This window comes from Ruicaihuangia caeni (assembly GCF_040536845.1).
Lineage (GTDB): Bacteria > Actinomycetota > Actinomycetes > Actinomycetales > Microbacteriaceae > Ruicaihuangia > Ruicaihuangia caeni.
Genome location: NZ_CP159582.1, coordinates 12,076 through 38,038 on the forward strand (window position 1 = coordinate 12,076; position 25,963 = coordinate 38,038).

Sequence of the window (25,963 nt, forward strand, 5' to 3'; positions counted from 1 at the left end):
ATCCGGGCTTCTGCCCCACTCGAGCGGATGACGAGATTCGAACTCGCGACCCTCACCTTGGCAAGGTGATGCGCTACCACTGCGCCACATCCGCGTTGGCTCACATTTCTGTGCGCCTTGAAAACCTTAGCGGATGATTCCGCCCAGTACCAAAATGACAGGCCTGTGTTTCAGTCGCTGGCCGCCCTGTCATCCGAGCGCTCCGACATGTGGCAATATTGTTCACGCCGCGGGCGATTGGCGCAGTTGGTAGCGCGCTTCCTTCACACGGAAGAGGTCATCAGTTCGAGTCTGGTATCGCCCACCACTCTCTCATCGACGCACTGGCGTCGGCTCCCCCGTGACCCGCGCCGGCGAGGCCGACGCGCAGTGACTGAAGTCACCGCGGCGGCGGCTCAGAGGCACGTCGAAGGATCGTGAGCCTCAGTGCCCACGCCACGCCGAGCGCCCATGCAAGCGCGAGTGCGACGCCCGTGGCCTGGTCGATGAACCAAGAGGGAGATCCCGTGTGCACCAGACCAGAGCCGAGCCCGAATAGGCCCAGCAGGAGCGCTGCGACTGCGGGACCGGCGACGAGTGCCGATCCGAGCCGTGCGCTCTCGGCATCCGTGCGCCTCCGACTGATCGCCTTGCCGAGCAGGTGACCGATCGCGCCGCCCGCGACGCCGATCACGCTCGCCCATTGCCACGTGAGCCAGGCGGTCGCGGTTGCAGCCCCGCAGGCACCGGCCAGCACTCCGAAGGCGATACCCCTTGCCGTGACGCGGCGATCGGCGATGAGCTCGGCGATCGCCGCTCCAACTCCCCCAGACACCGCGGTGAGCGCACCGCCGACCAGTAACCAGAGGAGCGCGGGGGTGATCACGAGCTCGGCCGCTGCGGCCACAGTCAACACGACGATCGCCCCGTAGGCGGCACCCCACCACGGCACGGAGGTGCGTGTGCGCGAGCGTCGGGAGAAGACGAGCAATGCAGCCCCGAGCGGCAGGGCGAAGATCAGGCCCCCGGCAAAATCACTCGGCGGGCTCAGGGCGGAAAGGCTCGAGAGCTCGACGTCAAGGCTCGGGACGTCGATTGTTTCGAGCAGCCCCGAGAGCTCTGCGCTGAGGCCGAAGAACTCCCACGCGAGCGGCAGACACACTGCGAGCGTCCACACGATCGCGCAGGTGACCGCTTTTCGCCTGCTCAAGCGCCGTTGAAGCCACCGCTCGAGCGCGATTGCGCACGCCGCGGCGACCGCGAGGGTGTAGAGAAGCACCACACCCTCCTGCCCGGTCATCGGCCGATCTCGCACAAGGGTACCGACCGCGCCGCTGGTGCGGCGCGATCGGCGCCCGGTGAAACAGGATCAGTGCGCCATCGAGATCACCGCGTCTCGAGCACGTATCCGCTTTCGCCATGGATGGCGAGGTCGATCCCGGCGATCTCTTCGCTGTGGCGAACGCGAAATCCCAGGCTCTTTTCGATGGCGAAGGCGATCACCAGTGCCATCACGAAGGAGTACGCAGTGACCGCGAGCACGCTGATGCCCTGCACGATGAGCTGTCCCGTGTCACCGCCGGTGAAGAGACCAGTGCCGTTGGCGAAGAGGCCCAGGTAGAGCGTTCCGATGACCCCTGCCACGAGGTGCAGCCCGACGACGTCGAGCGAGTCGTCGTACCCCAGGCGGTACTTGAGGTCGATCGCGAAGGCGCACGCCGCTCCCGAGAGCAGGCCGAGCAGTATCGCAAGCCCCGGGGTGAGGTCAGCACAGGCCGGCGTGATGGCGACGAGGCCGGCGACAGCGCCCGACGCGGCACCGATCGACGTCGGTTTGCCCGACCGCGCTCGTTCGACGATCAGCCAACCAAGGATGCCGGCGGCTGGCGCGCCGATCGTGTTCAGGAAGATGAGCCCGGCCGACGCGGCATCCACCGATCCGTCTCCCACAGCCGCTCCGGCGTTGAACCCGAACCAGCCGAACCACAGCAGCCCGGCGCCCAGGAGCACCAGCGGCACGTTGTGAGGGCGGTGCGATCCCTTCGCGAAGCCACGACGAGGTCCGAGCACCAGGGCAAGCGCGAGCGCAGCGGCACCGGCGTTGATGTGCACCGCGGTGCCTCCCGCGTAGTCGATGACTGCCGGCAGTCCGCCGAGCGAATCACCGAGGTTCTGCAGCCAGCCGCCTCCCCAGACCCAGGCGGCGACCGGGAAGTAGACGAGCGTGCTCCAGAGGCCGGCGAAGACCAGCCACGCGCCGAACCGGGCACGATCGGCGATCGCACCTGAGATGAGTGCGGTCGTGAGGATGGCGAACGTCGCGCCGAACGCGATGCCGACCAGATCCTCACCTGCCATTCCGGTCTGTGCGAATCCGGCGAAGGGATTGCCTGCGAAGGCCCACACGCTGTCGACGCTGCTCATCGCGGCGCCGTACAGGATCCACAGCACGGCTACGAGCCCGAGCGCCCCGAAGCTCATCATCATCATGCTCACGACGCTCTGCGCCTTCACCAGCCCTCCGTAGAAGAAGGCCAGTCCCGGAGTCATCAGCAGCACGAGTGCCGCACTGGCCAGCATCCAGGCGATTCCACCTGTGTCCATCGGATCCACCTCTCTCACGTGACCGTTGTGGCCGGCAAAGGAACCGGAACGGTCTCAGGAGAGATGCTCGCGAGGCGATGTTTCAGGAACGCTCGCCGTGCGTTTCGCGCACGTTACGAACGAGAGGCGTGCGTGAACAGCGCGTTTCAGACCCCCGTGCGGAGGTCGCGTTCGAAGTAGTCGGGAACGCCATTGTCGTCTGAGTCGACGCTCTCGGCCTCGCGTTGGGCCCGATAATGACGATTACGGATGCCGAGCAGCACCGCAGCGATGATCGCAGCGGCGAACGAACCGGTCAACACGCCGATCTTCGCCTGATCGGCGAACACGCCGCTGATGCCGAAGCTCAACTCGGTGATCAACAGCGACACCGTGAAGCCCATGCCGCCGAGCACCGCGAGCGAGAACACGTCGATCCACTTCATACCGGCCTTGACCCCCGGAAGTCGGGTGATCAGCCAGGTGGCGCCGGTGATGCCGATCGCCTTCCCGGCGACGAGGGCCAGGATCACGCCGAGCGTGAGAGGGCTCGCCAACGCCTCTACGTATCCCTCGAAGCCACCGATCGCCACCCCCGCGGAGAAGAAGGCGAAGACTGGCAGCGCTATTCCAGTCGATACCGGACGGAAGCGGTGCTCGAACACCTCTGCCAAGCTCGGGCGCTCGGCGAACGCGAGCGAGATCGCGCCGGTCTCCACGCCGATGCGCTCCTTGCGTGTCAGCCGAACGGGAATGGTGAAGCCGAGAAGCACCCCTGCCACGGTCGCGTGGATGCCGGACTGATACATCATCGCCCACACCGCGATGCCGAGCGGCAGCAGCAGGAGCCATGCCGCGGTGGGCCGGTTGCGGAAGAACTCGCGGTTCTTCTGCGCGATCAGCGCGTAGATGGCGACACCGACGATTGCGGCGATGAAGTAGCCGAGCTCGAACTTGCTGGGGTAGAAGACGGCGATGATCGCGATGCCGATGAGGTCGTCGACGACCGCGAGGGTGAGCAGGAAGGTTCGCATCGCGGCGGGCAGCCAAGTGCCGACCACGGCTAGCACTGCGCAGGCGAATGCGATGTCTGTGGCGACCGGGATCGCCCAGCCGCGCATGACTTCTGGGTGGCTGCCTGCATTGAGCAGCGTGAAGATGAGCGCCGGCGCGATCACGCCGCCGCACGCCGCGACGATCGGCACCAGCGCTGCCCGCGGATTGCGAAGGTCGCCGCTGACGAACTCGCGCTTGAGCTCGAGCCCGACGAGGAAGAAGAAGACCGCGAGCAGGCCATCAGCAGCGAGGTGTCCGATGCTGATCTCCCACTCCCAGTCACCGACCAGGATGCCAACGTGGATGTCGCGCAGACCGAAGTAGAAGTCTGCGAGTCCGGAGTTCGCCATCAGCAGCGCGACTACTGCGGCGATCATCAGCAGCACACCGCCGACCGTCTCCTTGCGGAGGATCTGCTCGATCCGAAGCGACTCATTGAATCGCTCCATCGATGCTGTGGATGCGGTCGGCTTTTGTTCGGTCACCATCGACTCCCGGGACGAAAAACTACTTCATTCAAATCGGTCCTGACTCTCGTGTCAGAACCGAGCCGACCAGACTTCCCGGCACACCAGGGAGCGACTCTACTCCATAGGCGATCGCTGCACTGCTGTCCCTGCCGTGCGTGCCGCTGGACGGTTCGCCCCCGTGGAGCTACTGATCCTGGCCGATGGTGAGGGCGATCATGCGAGAGATCGCCCGCAGGTACTTCTTGCGGTAGCCGCCGCTCATCATCTCCGGCGCGAACACCTGATCGAGGGGCACTCCGCTCGAGAAGATGGGCACCTGTGCGTCGTAGAGCCGGTCCACGAACGCGACGAGCCGCAGCGCGTCGGTCTGGGAGTGGATGACGCTCACGTCGCGCCAGACGACGCCGTCGAGCCCGTCGACGAGTTTCACGTAGCGCGAGGGGTGAATGGTCGCAAGGTGCCGCAACACCTCCGTGAACGAGTCGTCGGTGACGACGCCTGGCTGCTGCGACGGGATGCCGTCGAGTTCGCTGTCGCTGTAGACGCGCGCGCTGCCCTGCACATCTCGTCGGCGGTAGTCGTGCCCGTCGATCCTGAGCGTGCGAAACCGGTCGGCGAGGCTCTGAATCTCGCGCAGGAAGTCGGAGGCCGCGAAGCGCCCCTCACCGAGCGCGTTCGGCGGCGTGTTGGAGGTCGCCGCGATGCGGCTGCCGCTCTCGACGAGCTCCCCGAGGAGCCTCGTCATCATCATGGTGTCGCCCGGATCGTCGAGTTCGAACTCGTCGATGGCGATGAGCGTTGCACCCCGAAGGAGCTGAACGGCATCCCGGTAGCCGAGGGCTCCGATGAGCGCGGTGTACTCGATGAACGTGCCGAAGTACTTCCTCCCCGGCGCGTTGTGCCACAACGCGGCCAGCAAGTGGGTCTTGCCGACCCCGAAGCCCCCGTCGAGGTAGATGCCCGGCTTCGGAGGCGCCGCCTTTCGACGCGAGAACAGCCCTCCGGAGGGCTTCCACGACGTCAGGAAGCCCCGTACCGCATCGACCGCTTCCGCCTGCGACGGGAATTCGCTATCAGGCCGGTAGTTGTCGAGCGTCGCATGAGAGAACTGCCGCGGTGGCACCAACTGCGCCGCCATCTCGGCGCCTGAGAGCTCCGGCGCTCGATCGATGAGACGTGGCGAGGTGGTCGTGCGGTCGAGTGTCATGCGTCGCCTAGCGTGTGTCAGAGTCTTACGGGAGCCCTGCGACGAGTACGCCGAAGCGCGTAGCGTAGAGCGGCAGGGCTGCACCAGCCTACTCGCCTGTCTTGCGTCACATCTGTGATGACGATCTCCAGGAGGATCCATGTCCATCGGTCACGACCCCGCTCCGAAGTTCGCCGAGTACGCGCACCCCGATCGCCTTGTGAGCACGGAGTGGCTCGCGGAGCACCTCGGTGAGGACGGTCTTGTGGTCGTCGAGTCGAACGAGGACGTGCTGCTCTATGAGACGGGCCACATCCCTGGGGCGGTCAAGCTTGACTGGCACACGGAGTTGAACGATCCGGTAGTCCGCGACTTCGTCGACGGCGCACGCTTTGCCAGCCTTCTGGGATCCAAGGGCATCAGCCGCGACAGCACCGTCGTCATCTACGGCGACAAGAGCAACTGGTGGGCGGCGTACGCGTTGTGGGTCTTCACCCTCTTCGGACATGAAGACGTGCGACTCCTCGACGGAGGGCGCGACAAGTGGATCGCGGAAGGCCGCGAGCTGACCACCGAGGTGCCCGCCGTGACGCCCGTGGACTACCCCGTCGTCGAGCGCGACGACAGCCGCATCCGTGCGTACAAAGAAGATGTGCTCGCCCATTTCGGCAAGCCGCTGATCGACGTTCGCTCGCCGGAGGAGTACACGGGCGAGCGCACCACGATGCCCGCCTACCCCGAGGAGGGCGCGCTGCGCGGCGGTCACATCCCGACCGCGGTGAGCGTCCCATGGGCGCGCGCCGCGGCCGAGGACGGCACGTTCAAGCCCGCTCACGAGCTCGACGCCCTCTACCGCGAGCAAGCAGGCATCCAGGACGCGGATGACGTCATCGCCTACTGTCGCATCGGAGAGCGCTCCAGCCACAGCTGGTTCGTGCTGAAGTACCTGCTGGGCATCGAGAACGTGCGCAACTACGACGGGTCCTGGACCGAGTGGGGCAGCGCCGTGCGCGTTCCGATCGTGACGGGGTCGGAGCCGGGAGAGGCACCCACCTCGCGCTGAGCCGGGAACGTTAGGCTGGGCGGGTCATGACCGCCTTGCCTGATGCTCTCGAAACGATCCGAGACGACTTCCACGCGCTCGAAGAGCGCGACCGGCTGCAATTGCTTCTCGAGTTCTCGAACGAGCTTCCCGAATTGCCGGAGCGCTACCGCGACCACCCTGACCTCTTCGAGCGCGTCGTGGAGTGCCAATCACCGGTGTACATCTTCGTCGAGGTGACGTCGGGTGATGTGCACGTGCACGCGACGGCCCCGGCCGAGGCGCCCACGACCCGCGGGTTCGCATCGATCCTCGCGCAGGGTCTCGATGGACTCAGCGCCGACGAGGTGCTGGCCGTGCCTGACGACTTCCCGCTCGATCTCGGCCTTACGCGCGTGGTGAGTCCCCTTCGCATGCGCGGCATGGTCGCGATGCTCGGTCGCATCAAGCGTCAGGTCACTGAGAAGAGGACTCCAGCCCCCGCAACCAGTCACTGACCTGCTGCTCCCAACGGTTTCGGTCGAGGTTCCAGAGCCGCGTGTGCCTCGCCGTGCGCCAACGACGGTAGGTGACGAGGTCGGGGCGCGAGCGGGCCAATGCCCGTGACGGTGCTGGTGGAACGAAGCCGTCCTCGTCGCTGTGCAGGAGCAGCGTCGGAGTGCGCAGCTCCCCTGCCCGCGCCACGAAGTCGAGTGAGTCGAAGTCGATCGGTGCGCTGACACCCGTGAGCCGCGGGGCGAGAGGCGAAGTCAGCAGACGCACTGCGGCGGTGGTGACTGGACGGGGCATTCGCACCAGATCGCCCTGCAGCCGAATGGTGTCGACCCAATCGACCACCGGAGACTCGAGCACGAGGCCATCCACGTAGGAAGCGGCGGGTGAGCGGGTCACGGTCTGAAGGGCGATCGCGCCGCCCATCGACCAGCCCATGATGACGACGCTCTGGGCACCTCGGTCGATGGCAAGGCGCAGTGCAGCGTCGACATCGAGCCACTCCTCAGCCCCGAGCCGCAGTCGATGGTCCCGGCTCTGCGGAGCCTCACCATCGTTGCGATACGAGACGACCAGCGAGTGGTATCCGTGCTCGTGAAAGACCGGCACCGCGCGCAGGCACTCCTGCCGTTGCACTCCGCGGCCGTGCACGTGGATCACCCAGCGTCCCGTGTCGTGCGGCGCGGGGATCAACCACGCGGGCGCCTCCCCCAGCTCGGTCGCGACGGCGACCTCTTCGAACGGCAGTCCCAATTCGCTCGGATGCCGGTACACCCACGCTCCGAGACGAGCCAGGTCTCCGGGCCGTGGGAGCCGGCCGTGCTCGGCAGACACGGAGCGCGTCACCGAATCCGCGTCGCGCTCGACGATCTGCCCGGCCAAGGCGTGCCCGCGGTCGTCATCGAACCACAGGCTGTACTGGCCGTCTACCGCTGAATCCGGTGTGATCGACAATCGCACCGTGCCCGCGTCCGCATCCACACCGAGCACTCGCACATCGGCCCGCCGTCGCTGCGGTGGCAGCACGATCATTCGCGCCATGGTGATCGCAGCCGCGCCGAGGATGCTCAAACCAACCGCGAGCAACGACGCCGCGAAGATCGAGACTGCGGTCAACGCGGCCGAAGGAACCCGACGGCTGCCCCGTTCACGGGTGCTCGTGCTGCGACCGCTCCCCAATCGCCGTCCCCCTTCGTGCTCACGGCGCTGACGGCGGCGAGTCTCTGCTCGAATCGCCGTCGACAACCCTAGTCTGCAAAGCGTGCCTGACTCCCCCGCCGAAGCGCCACTGCCGGACGAGTTCCGCGCAGCGCTCGACGCGGTTCGCGCGGTGTCGGTGCGCAGCGAGGTGACGATCAGCGAGATCCCCTCGCCACCCAGGCTCGCGCCGTATTCCACGGCCCTCGCCGCCGACATCGCCGCACACGGCGTGGAGGATCTCGGCACGGGCCGGTTCGTGCTGCTGTACGACCCGGACGAGCCCGAGGCCTGGGGAAGCCCATTCCGGGTAGTGTGCTTCGCTCAGGCGCCTCTTGAGCTCGAGATCGCGCTCGACCCGCTGACCGCCGACGTCACATGGTCATGGCTCGTCGACGCGCTCGACTCACGCCATGCCCGCTACCACTCGGCATCCGGCACTGCCACGAAGACGCTGTCGACCGGCTATGGGGAGCTGGCTGGAGAGGGCAGCGGCGCGATGATCGAATTGCGCGCATCCTGGTCGCCTATGGACCATGAGCTCACCGCACATGTGGAAGGCTGGTGCGAGTTGTTGTGCATGCTCGCCGGGCTCCCTCCCGGTGACGGAGATGGAGTCAGCCTGTTGGCAGCACGCCGGATGAACCGCGGTGAACGCTGAGCCGCACGCGCGGCCTTACTCGGTGATCGACACCGAGGACGGGTACCGCGCCGCGCTCGAACGCATTGTCGCCGCTACGGGTCCCGTCGCGATCGATGCGGAGCGGGCTTCCGGTTTCAAATACTCGCAGAGGGCATATCTGATCCAGCTGTACCGGCGGGATGCAGGCACGTTCTTGTTCGATCCACCGGCCATCGGCGACTTCTCGGAGCTCAACCGCCTGCTGGCCGGCGAGGAATGGGTGCTGCACGCCGCCACGCAAGATCTGCCGTGCCTGCGTGAGGTCGGCATCGACCCGCAGCGCCTCTTCGACACTGAGCTCGCGGCGCGTCTGCTCGGGATGCCGCGGGTCGGCCTCGCCACCGTCGTCGAGCAGTTGCTCGGCATCCACCTCAAGAAGGAGCACTCGGCCGCCGACTGGTCGACTCGCCCTCTGCCGCAGCCCTGGCTCGAGTACGCGGCGCTCGACGTCGAACTGCTCCTCGACCTCCGCGACGAACTGGAGAAGCTGCTGACCGAGCAGCGCAAGCGAGGAATCGCCGACCAGGAGTTCGCGTCGACGCTCGCGCGTGATCTTCGCACGCAACGGGCCGAGCCTTGGCGCAGGCTGTCGGGAGTGCACGCCGTCCGGTCGCCACGGAACCTGGCCGTCGCCCGCTCCCTCTGGACAGCGCGCGACGAGTACGCGCGAGAGATCGATATCGCGCCGGGTCGCCTCGTACCCGACGCATCGATCGTCGCTGTGGCACGCGCGCTGCCGAAGACTCGGCAGGAACTCGCCGCGCTCAAGGAGTTCTCCGGCCGAGCGAGTCGTAGCCAGCTCGATCGGTGGTGGGAAGCCGTGCAGGCGGGTCTTCAGACGCAGGAGCTTCCGGCGCAGCGCGCCAATGGCGATTCGCTGCCTCCGCCGCGTGCCTGGAGCGATCGCAATCCTGAGGCGGACCGGCGTCTGAAACGGGCGCGGAACCGCCTCACCGAGATCGCCGAAGCCCTCGGGCTGCCGCTCGAGAACCTCCTCACCCCCGAGACGCTGCGGCGCTTGGCCTGGCAACCGCCGGAGCCCCTGACAGCGGAGGCGATCGCGTCGGCTCTCGCAGTATTGGACGCGAGGCCCTGGCAGGTCGCAGCCACGCACGAGGCGATCTTCACAGCCTTTGTTGAAGCGAACCAAGGCGCCGAGGACGCAGAGAGCGACGCGTCGTAGGTTCCGGCAACGGATGCTGGCGGGTCATACGCGTTCTCTACAATCGGCAGATCGACTGATGCAGGAGGCAAAGTGGCCGAGAGAACCGATGTCGTCTTCGTAGACGGGATGCGAACGCCCTTCGGTAGGGCCGGCGAAAAGGGCATGTACTGGCAGACGCGTGCCGATGACCTGGTGGTCAAAGCCATGATCGCCATGCTGGAGCGCAACTCGCAGTTGCCGAAGGACCGCATTGACGAGGTCGCGATCGCGGCGACGACGCAACAAGGCGATCAGGGCCTCACCATCGGGCGCAGTGCGGCGATCCTCGCTGGATTGCCTCGCTCTGTGCCGGGGTACGCGATCGATCGCATGTGCGCGGGCGCCATGACCGCGGTGACTGCGGTGGCCGGAGGAATCTCGTTCGGCGCCTACGACATCGCGATCGCGGGCGGCGTGGAGCATATGGGGCACCACCCGATGGGCAGCGGCGCAGACCCGAACCCGCGCTTCGTCGCCGAGCGAATGGTGAGCCCTGAAGCGCTGAACATGGGCGTCACCGCCGAGCGCATCCATGACCGCTATCCGCACCTCACGAAGGAACGGGCCGACCGCTACGCGGCAGCGAGCCAGCACAAGACCGCAGCGGCGTACGACGCCGGCAAGATCCAGCCCGACCTGGTCCCCGTCGCCATCCGCACCTCAGAGGGATGGGGGCTCGCGACGCGCGACGAGGCCATGCGACCTGAGACGACCCTTGAAGGCCTCGCAGACCTTCGTACCCCGTTCCGGCCGCACGGCCGCGTCACGGCAGGCAACGCCTCGGGGCTCAATGACGGCGCGACCGTGTCGCTCATCGCCAGTTCGGAGGCGGCGCGAGAGCTCGGCCTGGCCGCGAAGATGCGCATGGTGAGCTTCGCGTTCGCGGGTGTGGACCCCGAGATCATGGGTTTGGGGCCGGTGCCGAGCACGGAGAAGGCGCTGCGCAAGGCGGGTCTTTCGATCGACGACATCGGGCTGTTCGAGCTCAACGAGGCGTTCGCCGTGCAAGTTCTCGCCTTCCTCGATCACTTCGGTCTCGACGATGATGACGCACGCGTCAACCCGTGGGGTGGCGCGATCGCGGTCGGACATCCGCTCGCCTCCTCGGGCGTGCGCCTCATGATCCAGTTGGCGCGTCAGTTCGAGGAGCGCCCCGACGTGCGCTACGGCCTCACAGCGATGTGTGTTGGCCTTGGGCAGGGCGGCACGGTGATCTGGGAGAACCCCCACTACAACGGACGGAAGAAGCGATGACGCAGACCATGACCGCTGAGTACGACCGGCTCTCGGGCCTCGGTGAGGACGAGGTCGTGACTCACTCGTTCGTTCGCGATGTGGCGCTGGCGAGCGGAAAGACACTCGCACTCATCACGCTCGACAACGGACGCGACCACACACGGCCGAACACGCTGGGGCCCGCGACCCTCTTCGAACTCGCCTCGGTGCTCGACACCCTCAGGGAGCGCGCCGACGCCGGCGAGATCCACGGGGTGGCCCTGACCGGCAAGCCCTACATCCTCGCGGCGGGCGCCGACCTCTCGAAGGTGCAGGAGATTCCCGATCTGGAGACCGGGCGCCAGATGGCGCGGCTCGGCCACGCCACGTTCGGTCGCCTCAGCGAGCTGGGAGTTCCATCGTTCGCCTTCATCAATGGTCTCGCCCTCGGCGGCGGACTCGAGATCGCACTGAACGCCGACTACCGCACCATCGACAGCAGCGCTCCTGCGGTCGGGCAGCCCGAGGTCTTCATCGGCCTCATTCCCGGCTGGGGCGGGGCGTGGTTGCTGCCGAATCTCATCGGTATCGAGAACGCGCTGAAGGTCGTGGTCGAGAACCCTTTGAAGAACAACCGGCTTCTTCGCGGTCCACAAGCACTCGAACTCGGCATTGCCGATGCGATGTTCCCTCCGGCGACCTTCCTCGAGGATTCGATCGCCTGGGCCGACCGGGTGCTCTCGGGCGAGCTCAAGGTGAAGCGCCCCAACGAGCCAGGCATGATCGAGCGCACCGTGAAATGGGATGCCGCGATCTCCATCGCGCGCAAGACCCTCGAATCGCGCATCGGCACCGTAGCGAAGGCGCCGTACAAGGCCCTCGAGTTGATGAAAGCGGCGAAGAACAGCGACAAGGCGACCGGCTTCGCCGCGGAGGACGAGGCTCTTGCCGAGCTCATCGCGAGCGACCAGTTCCGCGCGAGCATCTACGCGTTCAATCTCGTGCAGAAGCGTGCCAAGCGCCCGGCCGGCGCTCCCGATCCCGCGGTCGCGCGTCCCGTCACCAAGATCGGGATCATCGGCGCGGGCCTCATGGCGAGTCAGTTCGCCCTGCTCTTCCTCCGTCGCATGCAGGTTCCGGTGGTGATCACCGACCTCGACCAGCAACGCGTCGACCAGGCCGTGGAGCGGATCAAGGGCGAGCTCGCTGAACTCCGGGAGAAGGGCAAGATCAACCCCGATGAACTGAACCGCCTCGAGGCGCTGATCACCGGCACGGTGAACAAGGCCGACTTCGCTGACTGCGACTGGGTGATCGAGGCCGTCTTCGAAGAGCTCGAAGTGAAGCAGGCAGTGTTCGAGCAGGTCGAGCCGTTCCTCTCGCCGGAGGCCGTACTCGCTACGAATACGTCATCGCTCTCGGTCGAGCAGATCGGCGCCAAGCTCAAGCACCCGGAGCGCCTTGTCGGGTTCCACTTCTTCAATCCGGTGGCCGTGATGCCCCTGATCGAAGTCGTGAAGACCCCTCAGACCGATGACGCCGTGCTCGCGACGGCCATGGCCGCGGCCAAGTCCTTGAAGAAGACCGCTGTGATCACCGCCGACACGCCGGGGTTCGTGGTGAACCGGTTGCTCGCCAAACTGCTCGGCGAGGCCATGCATGCGGTCGATACCGGCACGTCGTTCGAGACCGTCGACGAGGCAGTCGCGCCGTTCGGGCTGCCCATGACAGCGTTCGAGCTGCTGGAACTCGTCGGGCTGAAGGTCGGCGCGCATGTACTCGACACCCACCACGCTGCGTTCCCTGATCGCTTCTACGAGAGCGAGAACCTGCACAGGCTAGCGGAGCACGGTCGGATCTTCGAACGCGATTCGAAGGGCAGGATCAAGGGCATCGACAAGGCAGCTCGCAAGATCGTCTCGGGCGGCAAGAGCGTCATGTCGGCTGACGAGTTGCGCAGACGCATCGAAGACGGCCTCGCCGACGAGATCAAGCGCATGGTCGACGACAAGGTCGTTTCGGCGGTCGAGGACATCGACTTGTGCCTGCTGCTCGGCGCCGGTTGGCCGTTCCAGATGGGTGGCGCGACCCCCTACCTCGACCGTGTCGGTGCTTCGCAACGCGCGTTCGGCGACACCTTCCACCACCCGCCGATCCGCGGGGTGGCGGGAGACGATAGCGCCGACTGAGCCGGCGGCTCCCGCCGGGCGTTGTCAGTCGTGCTGGTGCTGCTGCACCGGTTCGACGACCACCGGCGGGAGCGGCCGCGCGAACGGCACCTTGGTGCCGAGCACCTGCGCGACGATGTCGCGTGAGATGCGCTGCGCGGTGAGGCCAGCCCGCTCGAGGATCTCCTCGCGCGAGGCGTGCTCGATGAACTCGTCGGGCAGACCGAGCTCGTCCACGGCTGTGTCGACGCCGGCGGCGCGGAGATCTTGACGGATGCGAGTGCCCACGCCCCCGACTCGAATGCCGTCTTCGATCGATACGAGCAGGCGGTGCTCACGAGCGAACTCGATCACACTCTTGGGTACCGGCACGACCCAGCGCGGGTCGAGTACCGTGACACCGATCCCCTGCGCCGCGACGCGTTGCGCGACATCCATCGCCAGCGCAGCCATCGGGCCGATCGCGACGATGAGCACGTCCTTCTGGCTCGCCTCACGGAGCACATCGACCCCGTCGTGCGTACGACGCTCGGCCGAGCTCTCGCCGCCGACACTGCCCTTGGAGAAGCGCACCACGGTGGGACCATCATCGATGGCGACGGCTTCGCGCAGCTGCTCACGAAGCTGTTCGGCATCTCTCGGCGCCGCGATCCGGATGCCGGGAACGACCTGCAGCAGGGCGAGATCCCAGATGCCGTGATGGCTCGGCCCGTCGGGCCCCGTGACACCGGCGCGGTCGAGCACGAATGTGACTCCCGCGCGGTGCAGCGCGACATCCATGAGCACCTGGTCGAAGGCCCTGTTGGCGAAGGTCGAGTACATGGCGACGATCGGATGGAGCCCGCCGAACGCCAACCCGGCGGCCGACGTCACGGCGTGCTGCTCTGCGATCCCCACATCGAACACTCGGTCGGGGAACCGGGCGGCGAACTTGTGGAGGCCCGTCGGCCGGAGCATCGCCGCGGTGATGCCCACGATGCGCGGGTTCCGTTCGGCGAGGGCCAGCACCTCATCGGCGAACACCGAGGTCCACGACGGGCTGCTCGCCTGCTCGACCGGCTCGCCCGTGATCGGATCGATCTGACCGACGGCGTGGAACTGGTCGGCGGCGTCGGCGAGAGCCGGCTCGTAGCCCCTGCCCTTCTGCGTGATCGCGTGCACGATGACCGGTGCGCGATAGTTGCGCGCTTGCCGGAGCGCCTCCTGCATCGCGCGGAGGTCATGCCCATCGACGGGACCGATGTACTTGATGTCGAGGTTGGAATAGAGCGCCTTGTTGTTGGTGAATCGCGCGAGGAAGCCGTGCGTGCCGCCGCGGATGCCTCGGTAGAGCGCGCGAGCGGGCTTTCCGAGCTTCGCGACGAGCCGCTCGGACTTCAGGTGCAGCTCGCGGTACGTGGGCTGTGTGCGCACGCTGGAGAGGAACCTGCCGATCCCGCCGATGGTGGGCGCATACGACCGGCCGTTGTCATTGACGACGATGACGAGATTGCGGCTGTTGTCGTCGCTGATGTTGTTGAGCGCTTCCCACGTCATGCCGCCGGTGAGCGCACCGTCGCCGACGACGGCGACGACCCAGCGGCCGTCCTGCCCGGTCATCTCGTAGGCGCGAGAGATGCCGTCGGCCCAGCTCAGCGAGCTCGACGCGTGGGAGCTCTCGACGATGTCGTGCTCCGACTCTGAGCGCTGCGGGTAGCCGGCCAGTCCGCCTGCCTGCCGCAGTCTGCTGAAGTCCTGACGGCCCGTGAGCAGCTTGTGCACGTAGCTCTGGTGGCCGGTGTCGAAGACGATGGCGTCATCCGGGGAGTGGAACACGCGATGGATGGCGATCGTCAGTTCCACGACGCCGAGGTTCGGGCCGAGGTGTCCCCCGGTCTTGGACACCTCGGCGACGAGGAACCGGCGGATCTCTCCCGCGAGCTGTGTGAGCTGCGCGGGAGAGAGTCCGTCGAGATCACGAGGACCGTTGATGGTCTCGAGAAGGGTCATTCGAGAAACCCTAGACGAGGCTCCTGAGCACGTACTGCAGGATGCCGCCGTTGCGGTAGTAGTCGGCTTCACCAGGAGTGTCGATGCGCACGACGGCGTCGAACTCCACGGTCTGCTTGCCGGCCGGTGAGAACTCGCTCGGTTCTGCGACGACGCGCACTGTCTTCGGGGTGACGCCCTCGTTCAGCGCCTCCAGCCCCGAGATCGAGATGATCTCGGTGCCGTCGAGACCCAGCGACTGGACGCTCTCGCCTGCAGGGAACTGCAGCGGCACGACGCCCATTCCGATCAGGTTCGAACGGTGGATGCGCTCGAAGCTCTCGGTGATGACCGCCTTCACGCCCAGCAGGCTGGTGCCCTTGGCCGCCCAGTCGCGAGAGGATCCCGAACCATACTCCTTGCCGCCGAGCACCACGAGCGGAATGCCCCGCTCCTGGTAGTTGACCGAAGCGTCGTAGATCGACGACTGCGGACCGTCGGCCTGCGTGAAGTCACGCGTGTAGCCGCCCTCGACGCCGTCGAGCAGCAGGTTCTTCAGGCGGATGTTCGCGAATGTGCCTCGGATCATGACCTCATGGTTGCCGCGGCGCGAGCCGTAGGAGTTGAAGTCCTTGCGGTCGACTCCGTGCTCGGTGAGGTAGCGACCGGCCGGGCTGTCGGCCTTGATCGACCCAGCGGGGCTGATGTGGTCGGTCGTCACCGAGTCCCCGAGCTTCGCCAGCACCCGTGCGCCGGTGATGTCCCGCACAGGAGTGGGCTCGAGGGTCATGCCGTCGAAGTACGGAGGCTTTCGAACATAGGTCGACTCCGCGTCCCACTCGAACACTGAGCCCGCCGGCGTGGGCAGCGACCGCCAACGCTCGTCGCCGTCGAACACCGAGGCGTACTGGGTGCGGAACATGTCGGTGTCGATCGACTCGTCGATCGTGCGCTGCACCTCGGAGGCGTCGGGCCAGATGTCCTTGAGGTACACCTCATTGCCATCGGCATCCGTGCCAAGCGCATCACGCTCGAAGTCGAAGTTCATCGAACCGGCGAGTGCGTACGCGATCACCAGCGGCGGGCTGGCGAGGTAGTTCATCTTCACATCGGGGTTGATGCGCCCCTCGAAGTTGCGGTTGCCCGACAGCACTGCGGTGACGGCGAGATCGTGCTCGTTCACCGCAGCCGAGATCTCGTCGGCCAGCGGGCCCGAGTTGCCGATGCAGGTGGTGCAGCCGTACCCGACAGTGTAGAAGCCGAGCGCCTCCAGGTCGTCGGTCAGTCCCGCCTTCTCGTAGTAGTCGGTGACGACCTTCGAGCCCGGCGCGAGCGTCGTCTTCACCCAGGGCTTGGCCTTCAGGCCCTTGTTCACCGCGTTCCGTGCGAGCAGACCAGCCGCGAGCATCACGGAAGGGTTCGAGGTGTTCGTGCACGAGGTGATCGCCGCAATGGTGACCGCCCCATGGTCGATGACGAACTGCTCGCCCGTCGCCAGGTGCACGTCAACCGGTTGCGACACCGTCTTCGGGGCGTGGCTGCGATGCGTGTGCACGTGCTCGCTGTGCTCGTTCTCGGGCGTGTTTCCGGGCGGGTCGGATGCCGGGAACGACTCCGCCACCTCGAGGTCGACGAGATCGTGAACGACGGTCGTGTAGTTGGTGAGGTCGTGCTCGAACTGCGTCTTCGCGTTCGTGAGCTCGATGCGGTCCTGCGGACGCTTCGGGCCCGCGATCGACGGCACCACGGTGCCGAGATCGAGCTCGAGGTACTCGCTGAAGACCGGCTCGACCGCGGGGTCGTGCCAGAGGGTCTGGAGCTTCGAGTACGCCTCGACGAGCTGGACCTGCTCCTCGCTCCGCCCGGTGAGGCGCAGGTAGTCGAGCGTGACGTCGTCGATGGGGAACATCGCCGCAGTCGAACCGAACTCGGGGCTCATGTTTCCGATCGTCGCGCGGTTCGCGAGGGGCACCTGGGCCACGCCCTCGCCGTAGAACTCCACGAACTTGCCCACCACACCGTGCTTGCGAAGCATGTCGGTGATCGTGAGCACGACGTCGGTCGCGGTCACGCCGGCCGGGATAGAACCCTTGAGCTTGAACCCGACGACCTTGGGAATCAGCATCGACACGGGCTGGCCGAGCATCGCCGCCTCTGCCTCGATGCCGCCCACGCCCCAGCCCAGCACGCCGAGCCCGTTCACCATGGTGGTGTGCGAGTCGGTGCCCACGCAGGTGTCGGGGTACGCGCGCAGCGCGCCGTCGACAGTGCGCGTGTAGGTCACCTTGGCCAGATGCTCGATGTTGACCTGGTGCACGATGCCGGTGCCCGGGGGGACGACCTTGAAGTCGTCGAACGCGGTCTGACCCCACCGGAGGAACTGGTAGCGCTCGCCATTGCGCTGGTACTCGATCTCGACGTTGCGCTCGAGCGCGTCGGGAGTGCCGAAGAGATCGGCGATGACCGAGTGGTCGATCACCAGCTCAGCAGGTGCCAGCGGGTTGATCTTCTCGGGGTCGCCCCCCAGGGCCACCATCGCCTCGCGCATGGTGGCGAGGTCGACGATGCAGGGAACGCCAGTGAAGTCCTGCATGACCACACGGGCGGGAGTGAACTGGATCTCGGTGTCAGGCTCGGCCGCGGCATCCCACGAGCCGAGAGCCTGGATCTGCTCCTTGGTGACGTTCTTGCCGTCTTCGGTGCGGAGGAGGTTCTCCAGCAGCACCTTCAGGCTGAACGGCAGCCGCTCGTAGCCGGCGACCTTGTCGAGCCGGTACACCTCGTAGTCGGTGGAACCGACGCGCAGGGTGTCCTTCGCGCCGAAACTGTTGATTGCGGACACTGATGTCTCCCTTGCTGACGTAGTCCCGATGGCACCTGCAGCCCTGCCGGCTCAGCACCCTCAAGCCTATTCCCGCGAATGCCGACGCGCCCAGGCGCCGGACGGCATCCATCGATGAAATATCTTGATGTCGAGATAAATCTTAGCAGCCGAGCACGTCAGTCGGCCGCCGCCACACGCTCGTACGCGCGACGCACGAGCAGCCACGTGATCCACAGCGTCGCCGCGTAGAGCGGTACGCCCATCACCAGCTTGGTGACCGCAAGCGCTTCGGTCTGCGACGTGAAGTAGAGCGGCAGCTGCACCATCAAGCGAGCGGCGAAGACGCACGTCCAGAGCAGAGTCGTCACGGCAGCGACCCGGTACTTCGCCTTCTGCTCACGCCACTGGAGTGCATCGCCGGACAGTGCTCCCATGATCAGTCCGATCAGCGGCCACCGCACCAGCAGACTCCCGAGCAGCAGCACGATCGCGCCGCCGTTGACGAAGAACCCCAGCACGAAGTTGTCCTCTGCGCGGCCCGACATGAGCGCAACGCCGGCAGAGAGCGCGATACCGACCGCGCCTGCGATGGCGCTGCTCGCCGGTGTGCGGGTCACGAGGCGGAGGCCGACGAAGATGAGCGCCACGACGAACGGAGCGACGACCGACGGCACGAGTTCTGAGGTCAGCGTGTACACGACGAGGAACATCGCGCCGGGAAGGATCGTCTCGATCAGTCCCCGCACTCCACCGACGGCCGCGAGCAGAGCCCGCGCCGAAGGAGCCTCGCCCGGCTCCACCTTGGCGATGCCGGACTTGCGCGCAGCCGTCTCCAGCGCGGCAGCGACCTGTTCCGGCGTGCTCGCTTCGCTACCGGTGCCTTGGGGCTCGGCGGTCATGCTGAAACGCTCACTCCGTCTCGCCCACCGCGCCAGGAGTCGTAGCCGGCATGTGCAGTGGGATGAGGTCGCGGGGAGGCATGGGGCTGTTGCCGCGCACGACGACGATGCTGCGGAAGAGGTCTTCGATCTTCTCGGCAGCCTGCTCGTCGACCGCGCCTTCTCCCGCGATGACACCGCGGAGGAACCATCGAGGTCCGTCGACACCGATGAAGCGGGCGATGCGCCGACCGGTCTCGCTGCCGCCGGCGACGATGGGGATCTCGGCGAGCAGTTCCGGGCCGAAGGTGCCCTCGCGCTCGGTCGCCTTGCCGCCCTGCTTCGCGATCTGATCGGCGATCTGCGCACGGATCTCGTGCCAGAGCCCGCTCGAGCGGGGCGCGGCGAAGGGCTGCACCTGAAGAGTGGAGCCCGCGTAGTCCAGCCCGACGGCGACCACTCGCTTGGTGCCCTCTTCGACCTCGAGCCTCAATTGCAACTCGGGCCGCGGCACGATCTTCACGCCGCCGAGATCGACGTAGGGCCGGACTGCGTTGGCCTCGTCGGCGTCGAGCGGGCCCGCGACGCTGCGGTCCTCCGGCGCCGACTTCGCGTGCTCGACGGGAAGGTCCTCGTGCTCGAGCGCCTGCTCCGGGGTGTCGTTCATGCTGTGTCTCCAGTCTGTGCGGAGGCCGCCGAGGCGTAGCCGGTCGAGCCGAACCCTCCGGCGCCTCGCACGCTCTCGGGCAACTCATCGACCCCGACGAAGCGCACACGCGGCACCGGCATGACGATCAGCTGCGCGATGCGGTCGCCGGGCTCTACCGTGTAGGGCACGGAGGAGTCGGTGTTCAGCAGTGTCACCTTGATCTCGCCTCGGTAGCCGGCGTCGACGGTGCCCGGACTGTTGACCACCGTGATGCCATGCCGCGCCGCGAGTCCACTGCGCGGCACGACGAACGCGGCGAAGCCCTCGGGAAGCGCGATCGACAGGCCTGTCGGCACGAGCGCCCGCTGCCCGGGCGCGAGCACGAGCCGCTCGGTCGAGATGAGGTCGGCGCCGGCGTCGCCCGGGTGGGCGTATTCCGGCATGTGCGAGCCCTTGAAGAGCACATCGACGATTTCTGTCACGCATCGAGGCTAGTGCAGGAGGGGCTTGGCGCACTGCCGAGCAGCGTTCAGCTAGATCTGGTCGAATACCCCTATGACGCTCTACCGAGAACGCCTGTGGCCAAGCGCCTGGATCTACTTGGCCTGCGCGCTCGTCATCCCGGCCACGATCCTGCTCTTCATGCCGATCAACGTGGGTGTCGGTGTGGCGACTGCCGTGGTGCTCTACGCGGGATGCGTCGTGCTGCTCATCGCTGCCTCACCGACCATCGAGGTCGCCCCCGACGAACTGCGGGCCGGCAGCGCAAGGATCCCCATCTCGCTCACGGGCGAGGTGCGCTCGTTCTACGGCGATGAAGCGACCCACGAGCGCGGTCCCGGCCTGGATGCGCGGGCTTGGCTGATGGTGCGTGGCTGGGTCTCCCCCGTGGTGCGCGTCGAGGTGCTCGACGAGCACGACCCCGTGCCGTACTGGCTGCTGTCGACCCGGCGTCCGGAGGAAGTGGCCGCGGCGATCGCAGGAGCGAAGACCGCGGCCTGAACGAGCGGCCTGGGATCAGGCCGCGCACTCCTTGCAGATCGGTCCGAGGTCGGTCTCGTGGTCGAGCTGCGAACGGTGCTTCACGAGGAAGCAGTTCACGCAGGTGAACTCATCGGCCTGCGGCGGCAGAACGACGACGTCGAGCTCGACGTCGGAGAGGTCTTGGCCCGCGAGTTCGAAGCTGCCCGGGTTGTCGGCGTCATCGACATCCACAACCCCCGACATCTTGTCGGGCACGCGTTCCTTCAACGCCTCGATCGACTCGGATTCGTCGTCGCTCTTGCGCGGGGCGTCGTAGTCGGTTGCCATTCCCATCCACTTCTTGATCACTGGCCTGCAATAGGGCGGGCACAGTCTGCATCACTTCGCATGCATTTGCAAAACGGCCGGACGGTGCGTTCTGATGCAGGGGTGAACTCACGGCACGCCCGCCGTATTCCCGGGTCTGAGGCGGATCGCATGCGATCCTTTCGGGGACGATCCCAGCCGGAGGACACGCCAGTATGCAAGACCTCAGAGTCATCGGAGCCGAAGACGGCTCACTCCTGCTCACCTCGCAGGAAGGCACCCGATTCCGTCTCGCGGTCGACGAAACGCTGCGTTCCCGCCTGAAGCAGGCCTCGCCCATTCCACGCCCGACGCACAACGTCTCCCCACGGGAGATCCAAGCCCACATCCGCAGCGGGCTCTCGGGCCAGGAGGTCGCGGAGCTCACCGGTGCGCCGATCGAGTACGTGCAGCGCTTCGAGACACCCGTCATCGCTGAGCGTCAGTACATCGTCGAGTCCGCCCTGGCCGTGCCCGTTCACACTGCGGAGGACTCGGAGCCCCTCGGCGAGGGGCCGACGTTCGGGAGCGTCATCGCGGAGCGTCTGAGCCACATGTCTGCGGAGCAGCCGCGCTGGTCGAGCTGGAAGGAACCGGAGGGCTGGGTCGTCAAGCTGTCGTTCTCGGTCAACACGATCGAGCACGACGCGCGCTGGCGCTTCGAGCCACGGAAGTCGGCGCTCGCACCGCTGAACAACGACGCCACCGCCCTCTCGCAACAGGGCCCGGCGCCCGACATGCTCATCCCCCGCCTCCGGGCAGTCGGCGCGGACGATCGCGGAACCGACCAGACCCGGTTCGATAGCGCCGCGTTCGCGGTCACGCGCCACGAGAGCGACGGCGCCGTCACGATCGAGCCGGTAGCGCTGCCCCCGGAACCGACGCGACCGCAGCACGCTCCCGTCGCGCGGCTCGGCGAACGTCGAGAGGTCCCGAGCGCCTCGACCGCGGCTCCCGGCCAGACCGCCGATCTGCTCGAAGCGCTCCGCCGACGCCGCGGAGAGCGAGAGGCAGCGCAGTACGAGCCGGAGCCGAACGAACCGGCACCCGGCCGCGGCATCCGTCTCGTCGAAGTCGCACTCGATCAATTCGGAGCGAGCGAAGGCGTCACTGAGCCGGCCGACGCCCGGGAAACGCCCTCCGCGAGCGCTTCAGACCCCAACGTGCGCACTCAGACGCAGCCGCTGCCGCAACAGACCGAGGCGGAGCCTTCTGCCCCGCAGCGTCCTCGCAAGGGCCGCGCCGCCATGCCGAGCTGGGACGAGATCGTGTTCGGCGCACGATCCGACGACGATCCCGCCTGACCTCCCCCCGGGAGTCGCCTGCGATCGCTGCCCACCGTCAGCCGACGAAGGCTCCGAAACGAGCGAGCGGCACCTCGAGCTCCTCCTTGGTGAGCGATCCGTGCTGACCGATCATCGAGCGGCCCCGCATCGAGCGCTCATCGCGTGAGTCGTAGTAGGCGACACGCTTTCGTGCTGCGACGAGCACATCTCCGATTCTCGGCAGCACCTCGGCATCCGTCTCTCCGAACCAGCCTGCCTGCACGATCTCCTCGCGTGTGACAACCCAGGCGCGGTCGCCTTCCGCGTTTCGCCACCGTTCAGCCACGGCGGTCGGGTCCTCCCACGGCTCGAGGTAGAGCTGCAGGCATCGGGGCTCTCCCCCGACGTGGCGCACGCCGTCGACGAGTGCTGCCTCGGCGTCGAAGAGCACGTGCGAGGCGGCGGGCACGTCGATCATCCCGTGATCGGCGGTCACGAGCATTCCCTCGTCCGCGCGCAGCAGCCGCGAGAAGCCGTCGAGCTCGGCATCCACCGCTTCGAGCTGCTCCAGCCAGGCGGAGGACTCCCACCCCGAGGAATGCCCCAGTTGGTCGAGCTCGGGGATGTAGAGGTAGACGAGGGCTCGGTCGTGACGGTCGAAGAGTTCGCGTGCAGCGTCGAACCGGCCGCGCAGCGAGTCGGAAGCCACATACTGCGCCCCACGCAGGACCGCCCGGGTGAAGGCGCTCGAGGCGAACTTCCGCGCCCCGATCGCGAAAGGAGCGACACGGTGACCGGATGCCGCAGCGAACACCGTGGGGCGGCGCTGCCACGTGGACGGGTCGACCTGGTCGAGGTCGTTGAGCTGGTTCAGCATCCTGTCGTGTTGCGGGTCGAGCACCCGATAGCCGACCATGCCGTGCTGACCGGCGGGAGAGCCTGTCGTGAGCGAGGCGAGGGCTGCGGCTGTCGTGGTCGGGAAACCGCTCTCGGCGCGCTCGAGCCGCGGCGCACGCGACAGGGTGCGCGCGTGACCCGCCCTCGCTTGCAGCGCCTCGGCGCCCAGCCCATCGATGACGACGACGACCGCCTTCCGCACCGGGAGTGCCGCCAGGGGACCGGTTCCATCGACGATGGCGGTGAGACACGCCGGAAGGAGATCGGCCAGACGCAGCCGCTCGGAATGCCGCGCCGGTAACATGTTGGCAATCCTATGACTGCCGCCGAAACACCCGAATCCGCCGTGCTCGGCGAACGCATCGAAGACATCGACGTAGCGACGGAGATGCAGACCTCCTTCTTGGAGTACGCATACTCGGTCATCTACTCGCGAGCACTGCCCGACGCTCGCGACGGGCTGAAGCCCGTGCAGCGCCGCATTCTCTACCAGATGAGCGAGATGGGCCTGCGGCCCGACCGCGGCCACGTGAAGTCGGCGCGAGTCGTCGGCGAGGTGATGGGCAAGCTCCACCCGCACGGCGACAGCGCCATTTACGACGCGCTCGTGCGGCTTGCTCAGGGCTTCACCATGCGAGTGCCGCTGGTCGACGGGCACGGCAACTTCGGGTCGCTCGACGATGGTGCTGCCGCCTCCCGGTACACCGAAGCTCGCTTGAATGCGGCTGCACTCCTGATGACCGACGGACTCGACGAGGATGTCGTCGACTTCGTACCGAACTACGACAACCAGCTCACGCAGCCCGATGTCCTGCCCGCGGCGTTCCCCAACCTCCTGGTCAACGGGGCGAGCGGCATCGCTGTCGGCATGGCCACCAACATGGCCCCTCACAACCTCGCCGAGGTGATCGCGGCCGCCCGGCATCTGCTCGAGAACCCCGAAGCCGGGCTCGAGGAGCTCATGGCGTTCGTGCCCGCGCCCGACCTGCCGAGCGGTGGCACCATCGTCGGACTGGAGGGTGTGCGCGAGGCCTACGCTTCGGGCCGCGGCGCGTTCCGAACGCGAGCCCGAGTGTCGATCGAGAAACTCACCGCGCGGAAGACCGGTCTCGTCGTGACGGAGCTTCCGTATCTCGTCGGTCCCGAGCGCGTCATCGAGAAGATCAAGGACGGCGTCAACAGCAAGAAGATCGCCGGCGTCAGCGATGTCACCGACCTCACCGACCGCAAGCACGGGCTCCGTCTCGTGATCGGCATCAAGACCGGCTTCGATCCCGAGGCTGTGCTCGAACAGCTCTACCGCCACACGCCGCTCGAAGACGGGTTCAGCATCAACAACGTCGCACTGGTGGGCGGCCAGCCGCGCACCATGGGGCTCAAGGAACTGCTGCAGGTCTACCTCGACCACCGTCTCGAGGTCGTGGTGCGACGCAGCAAGTTCCGTCTGGCACGGCGGCAGGAGCGCCTGCACCTCGTCGAGGGCCTGCTCATCGCGATCCTCGACATCGACGAGGTCATCCAGGTCATCCGGGGCAGCGACGAGGCGGAACAGGCCCGCGCGCGACTAATGGAGATCTTCGACCTCAGCCAGCTGCAGGCCGAGTACATCCTCGAGCTGCGGCTGCGGCGCCTCACGAAGTTCTCCCGAATCGAGCTGGAGAACGAGCGCGACCGCCTCGCCGCCGAGATCGAGGAGCTCCAGGCGCTGCTCGGGAGCCCGGCGCTGATCCGCGAGCGGGTATCCACGGAGCTCGAAGAGGTCGCCGAGAAGTTCGGCACTCCCCGTCGCACGCTGCTCGCTGAGGCGCCCGCAAAGGCCTCGACGCGCGCCGGCAAGAACGCCCCCTCGGTGCAGATCGCCGACGAACCGTGCCGTGTGTTCCTGTCCACCACGGGAAGGGCGGTTCGGGTCTCGACCGCCGAAGGCGCGCCCGGCATCGTGGTGCCCACACGACGCGGCAGGCACGACGCCGTGCTCTCGAGCATCGACACGACCACTCGTGGTGAGATCGCCGCGGTCACGAGCGCGGGGCGCATCATTCGGTTCTCCCCCATCGGGCTCACGGCGGTCCCCGGCAATTCCGTGTCTCTCGCAGGCGGCGACAAGATCGCTGAGTACCTCGCGCTGACCGACAAGCGGGAACGAGTCCTGGCACTGGTCTCGCTCGAGCGCGAAGAGCCGGTCGTGCTGGGCACCGCCCAAGGCGTCGTGAAGCGCATCGCTCCTGGCGGCTTCCCCAACAAGCCTGCGTTCGAGTGCATCTCGCTCAAGGACGGCGATCAGATCGTCGGTGCAGGTCATGCCGCCGACAGCGATGAACTCGTATTCGTCACATCCGACGCTCAGCTCCTTCGCTTCCCGGCCTCGACCGTGCGACCACAGGGCGCGGCCGCAGGCGGCATGGCCGGCATCAAGCTCGCTCCAGACGCAAGCGTCCTCCACTTCGCTTCGATTCCCGCAGAGAGCGCCGCTGACACTGTCGTGGTCACGGTCTCGGACTCCGCCACGACCCTCGATGGCACGGATGCCGGGCGCGCGAAGGTGAGCGCGTTCGACCAGTTCCCGGCGAAGGGACGTGCGACCGGTGGCGTACGAGCACAGTCGCTCCTGAAGGGCGAGAGCGGGCTGCGGCTCGCATGGGTCGGCATCGCTCCCCCGCGTGCGCTGGGCGCTGATGGTGCGACTCGGGCGCTTCCGGAGGCCGGAGCACGTCGAGACGCTTCGGGCACCTCGCTGGATGCCGTGGTCGACTCGGTCGGACGCGCGATCGGCTAGAGCAACGCTCGTGCAAGCGACCGCGAGCTGTGCCCTGCCGCCGGGTCGCTCGACCCCGCGGTTCTTGCCGCTCCGGCGTTGACCGCGGCGCGATCACTGGGGC

General features: G+C 67.0%; 21 protein-coding genes and 2 tRNA genes. 10 read left to right on the forward strand and 13 right to left on the reverse strand.

The features are described 5' to 3' along the window. Window positions 1-22 precede the first annotated feature (22 nt). Window positions 23-94: transfer RNA gene (locus ABV606_RS00060), tRNA-Gly, on the reverse strand. Between the two features lie 137 nt (window positions 95-231). Here ABV606_RS00060 and ABV606_RS00065 point away from each other — a divergent pair. Continuing rightward, window positions 232-307, forward strand: a tRNA-Val gene (locus ABV606_RS00065). Between the two features lie 72 nt (window positions 308-379). Here the strand turns inward: ABV606_RS00065 and ABV606_RS00070 are convergent. The 4 genes from ABV606_RS00070 to zapE all read right to left on the reverse strand — a co-directional run bounded on the left by ABV606_RS00070 (window position 380) and on the right by zapE (window position 5,295). Next, complete coding sequence (locus ABV606_RS00070; protein WP_353987889.1) at window positions 380-1,258, reverse strand: hypothetical protein; 879 nt, start codon at window positions 1,256-1,258, stop codon at window positions 380-382. A gap of 107 nt (window positions 1,259-1,365) precedes the next feature. Continuing rightward, on the reverse strand, window positions 1,366-2,583 hold the full coding sequence (locus ABV606_RS00075; protein WP_353987890.1) for an ammonium transporter: 1,218 nt from the start codon (window positions 2,581-2,583) through the stop codon (window positions 1,366-1,368). Between the two features lie 146 nt (window positions 2,584-2,729). Continuing rightward, window positions 2,730-4,067, reverse strand: coding sequence for a Na+/H+ antiporter NhaA (nhaA, locus tag ABV606_RS00080; RefSeq protein ID WP_353987891.1), 1,338 nt, complete (start codon window positions 4,065-4,067; stop codon window positions 2,730-2,732). Window positions 4,068-4,272: 205 nt separating this feature from the next. Further along, window positions 4,273-5,295 carry a cell division protein ZapE gene (gene zapE, locus ABV606_RS00085; protein ID WP_353987892.1) on the reverse strand — a complete coding sequence of 341 codons (1,023 nt, stop codon included), beginning with the start codon at window positions 5,293-5,295 and terminating at the stop codon, window positions 4,273-4,275. 139 nt (window positions 5,296-5,434) lie between these two features. Between zapE and ABV606_RS00090 the strand changes: the two genes are divergently transcribed. Continuing rightward, window positions 5,435-6,337 (forward strand): sulfurtransferase, encoded by a 903-nt coding sequence (locus ABV606_RS00090; RefSeq protein ID WP_281487803.1) that lies wholly within the window; start codon window positions 5,435-5,437, stop codon window positions 6,335-6,337. 26 nt (window positions 6,338-6,363) lie between these two features. Further along, on the forward strand, window positions 6,364-6,813 hold the full coding sequence (locus tag ABV606_RS00095) for a SufE family protein (protein WP_353987893.1): 450 nt from the start codon (window positions 6,364-6,366) through the stop codon (window positions 6,811-6,813). Here ABV606_RS00095 and ABV606_RS00100 read toward each other — a convergent pair. Beyond that, the gene (locus ABV606_RS00100) at window positions 6,773-7,924 is read right to left on the reverse strand and encodes an alpha/beta hydrolase family protein (RefSeq protein WP_353987894.1); all 1,152 of its coding nucleotides are present in this window, start codon (window positions 7,922-7,924) and stop codon (window positions 6,773-6,775) included. The two genes, ABV606_RS00095 and ABV606_RS00100, sit on opposite strands and share 41 nt — an antisense overlap. Before the next feature lie 145 nt (window positions 7,925-8,069). Between ABV606_RS00100 and ABV606_RS00105 the strand changes: the two genes are divergently transcribed. From ABV606_RS00105 to ABV606_RS00120, 4 genes are all read left to right on the forward strand, one after another. After that, the gene (locus ABV606_RS00105) at window positions 8,070-8,666 is read left to right on the forward strand and encodes a DUF3000 domain-containing protein (protein ID WP_353987895.1); all 597 of its coding nucleotides are present in this window, start codon (window positions 8,070-8,072) and stop codon (window positions 8,664-8,666) included. 22 nt (window positions 8,667-8,688) lie between these two features. Further along, window positions 8,689-9,870, forward strand: coding sequence for an HRDC domain-containing protein (locus tag ABV606_RS00110; RefSeq protein WP_353987896.1), 1,182 nt, complete (start codon window positions 8,689-8,691; stop codon window positions 9,868-9,870). Window positions 9,871-9,942: 72 nt separating this feature from the next. Further along, on the forward strand, window positions 9,943-11,145 hold the full coding sequence (locus ABV606_RS00115) for a thiolase family protein (RefSeq protein ID WP_353987897.1): 1,203 nt from the start codon (window positions 9,943-9,945) through the stop codon (window positions 11,143-11,145). Beyond that, the gene (locus ABV606_RS00120; protein WP_353987898.1) at window positions 11,142-13,295 is read left to right on the forward strand and encodes a 3-hydroxyacyl-CoA dehydrogenase NAD-binding domain-containing protein; all 2,154 of its coding nucleotides are present in this window, start codon (window positions 11,142-11,144) and stop codon (window positions 13,293-13,295) included. The genes ABV606_RS00115 and ABV606_RS00120 overlap by 4 nt, the downstream gene beginning before the upstream one ends. A 24-nt stretch (window positions 13,296-13,319) precedes the next feature. Here the strand turns inward: ABV606_RS00120 and dxs are convergent, their stop codons facing one another. The 5 genes from dxs to dut all read right to left on the reverse strand — a co-directional run bounded on the left by dxs (window position 13,320) and on the right by dut (window position 20,075). After that, window positions 13,320-15,263: a 1-deoxy-D-xylulose-5-phosphate synthase gene (gene dxs, locus ABV606_RS00125; protein WP_353987899.1), complete on the reverse strand. Its 1,944-nt coding sequence runs from the start codon at window positions 15,261-15,263 to the stop codon at window positions 13,320-13,322. Window positions 15,264-15,273: 10 nt separating this feature from the next. Then, on the reverse strand, window positions 15,274-18,084 hold the full coding sequence (gene acnA / locus ABV606_RS00130; RefSeq protein WP_353987900.1) for an aconitate hydratase AcnA: 2,811 nt from the start codon (window positions 18,082-18,084) through the stop codon (window positions 15,274-15,276). 158 nt (window positions 18,085-18,242) lie between these two features. Continuing rightward, complete coding sequence (locus ABV606_RS00135) at window positions 18,243-18,965, reverse strand: DUF3159 domain-containing protein (RefSeq protein ID WP_353987901.1); 723 nt, start codon at window positions 18,963-18,965, stop codon at window positions 18,243-18,245. Window positions 18,966-18,975: 10 nt separating this feature from the next. After that, a complete protein-coding gene (locus tag ABV606_RS00140) occupies window positions 18,976-19,611 on the reverse strand; it encodes a DUF3710 domain-containing protein (protein WP_353987902.1) in 636 nt (211 codons plus the stop codon). Continuing rightward, entirely contained in the window at window positions 19,608-20,075 is a 468-nt protein-coding gene (gene dut, locus ABV606_RS00145) for a dUTP diphosphatase (protein ID WP_435415135.1), read from the reverse strand. The genes ABV606_RS00140 and dut overlap by 4 nt, the downstream gene beginning before the upstream one ends. Window positions 20,076-20,148: 73 nt before the next feature. On the opposite strand from dut, the gene ABV606_RS00150 reads away from it, so the two are divergent. Then, on the forward strand, window positions 20,149-20,595 hold the full coding sequence (locus ABV606_RS00150) for a DUF3093 domain-containing protein (RefSeq protein WP_281487792.1): 447 nt from the start codon (window positions 20,149-20,151) through the stop codon (window positions 20,593-20,595). A gap of 15 nt (window positions 20,596-20,610) precedes the next feature. On the opposite strand, the gene ABV606_RS00155 is transcribed toward ABV606_RS00150, so the two are convergent. Next, window positions 20,611-20,904, reverse strand: coding sequence for a DUF4193 domain-containing protein (locus ABV606_RS00155; RefSeq protein WP_281487791.1), 294 nt, complete (start codon window positions 20,902-20,904; stop codon window positions 20,611-20,613). Window positions 20,905-21,098: 194 nt separating this feature from the next. On the opposite strand from ABV606_RS00155, the gene sepH reads away from it, so the two are divergent. Then, window positions 21,099-22,226, forward strand: a complete 1,128-nt coding sequence (sepH, locus tag ABV606_RS00160) for a septation protein SepH (RefSeq protein WP_353987903.1) — start codon at window positions 21,099-21,101, stop codon at window positions 22,224-22,226. 37 nt (window positions 22,227-22,263) lie between these two features. Here sepH and ABV606_RS00165 read toward each other — a convergent pair whose 3' ends face one another. Next, on the reverse strand, window positions 22,264-23,388 hold the full coding sequence (locus tag ABV606_RS00165; RefSeq protein ID WP_353987904.1) for an alkaline phosphatase family protein: 1,125 nt from the start codon (window positions 23,386-23,388) through the stop codon (window positions 22,264-22,266). A 12-nt stretch (window positions 23,389-23,400) separates the two neighbouring features. Here ABV606_RS00165 and ABV606_RS00170 point away from each other — a divergent pair, with 12 nt between their 5' ends. Next, entirely contained in the window at window positions 23,401-25,860 is a 2,460-nt protein-coding gene (locus ABV606_RS00170) for a DNA gyrase/topoisomerase IV subunit A (protein ID WP_353987905.1), read from the forward strand. Window positions 25,861-25,963 lie beyond the last annotated feature (103 nt).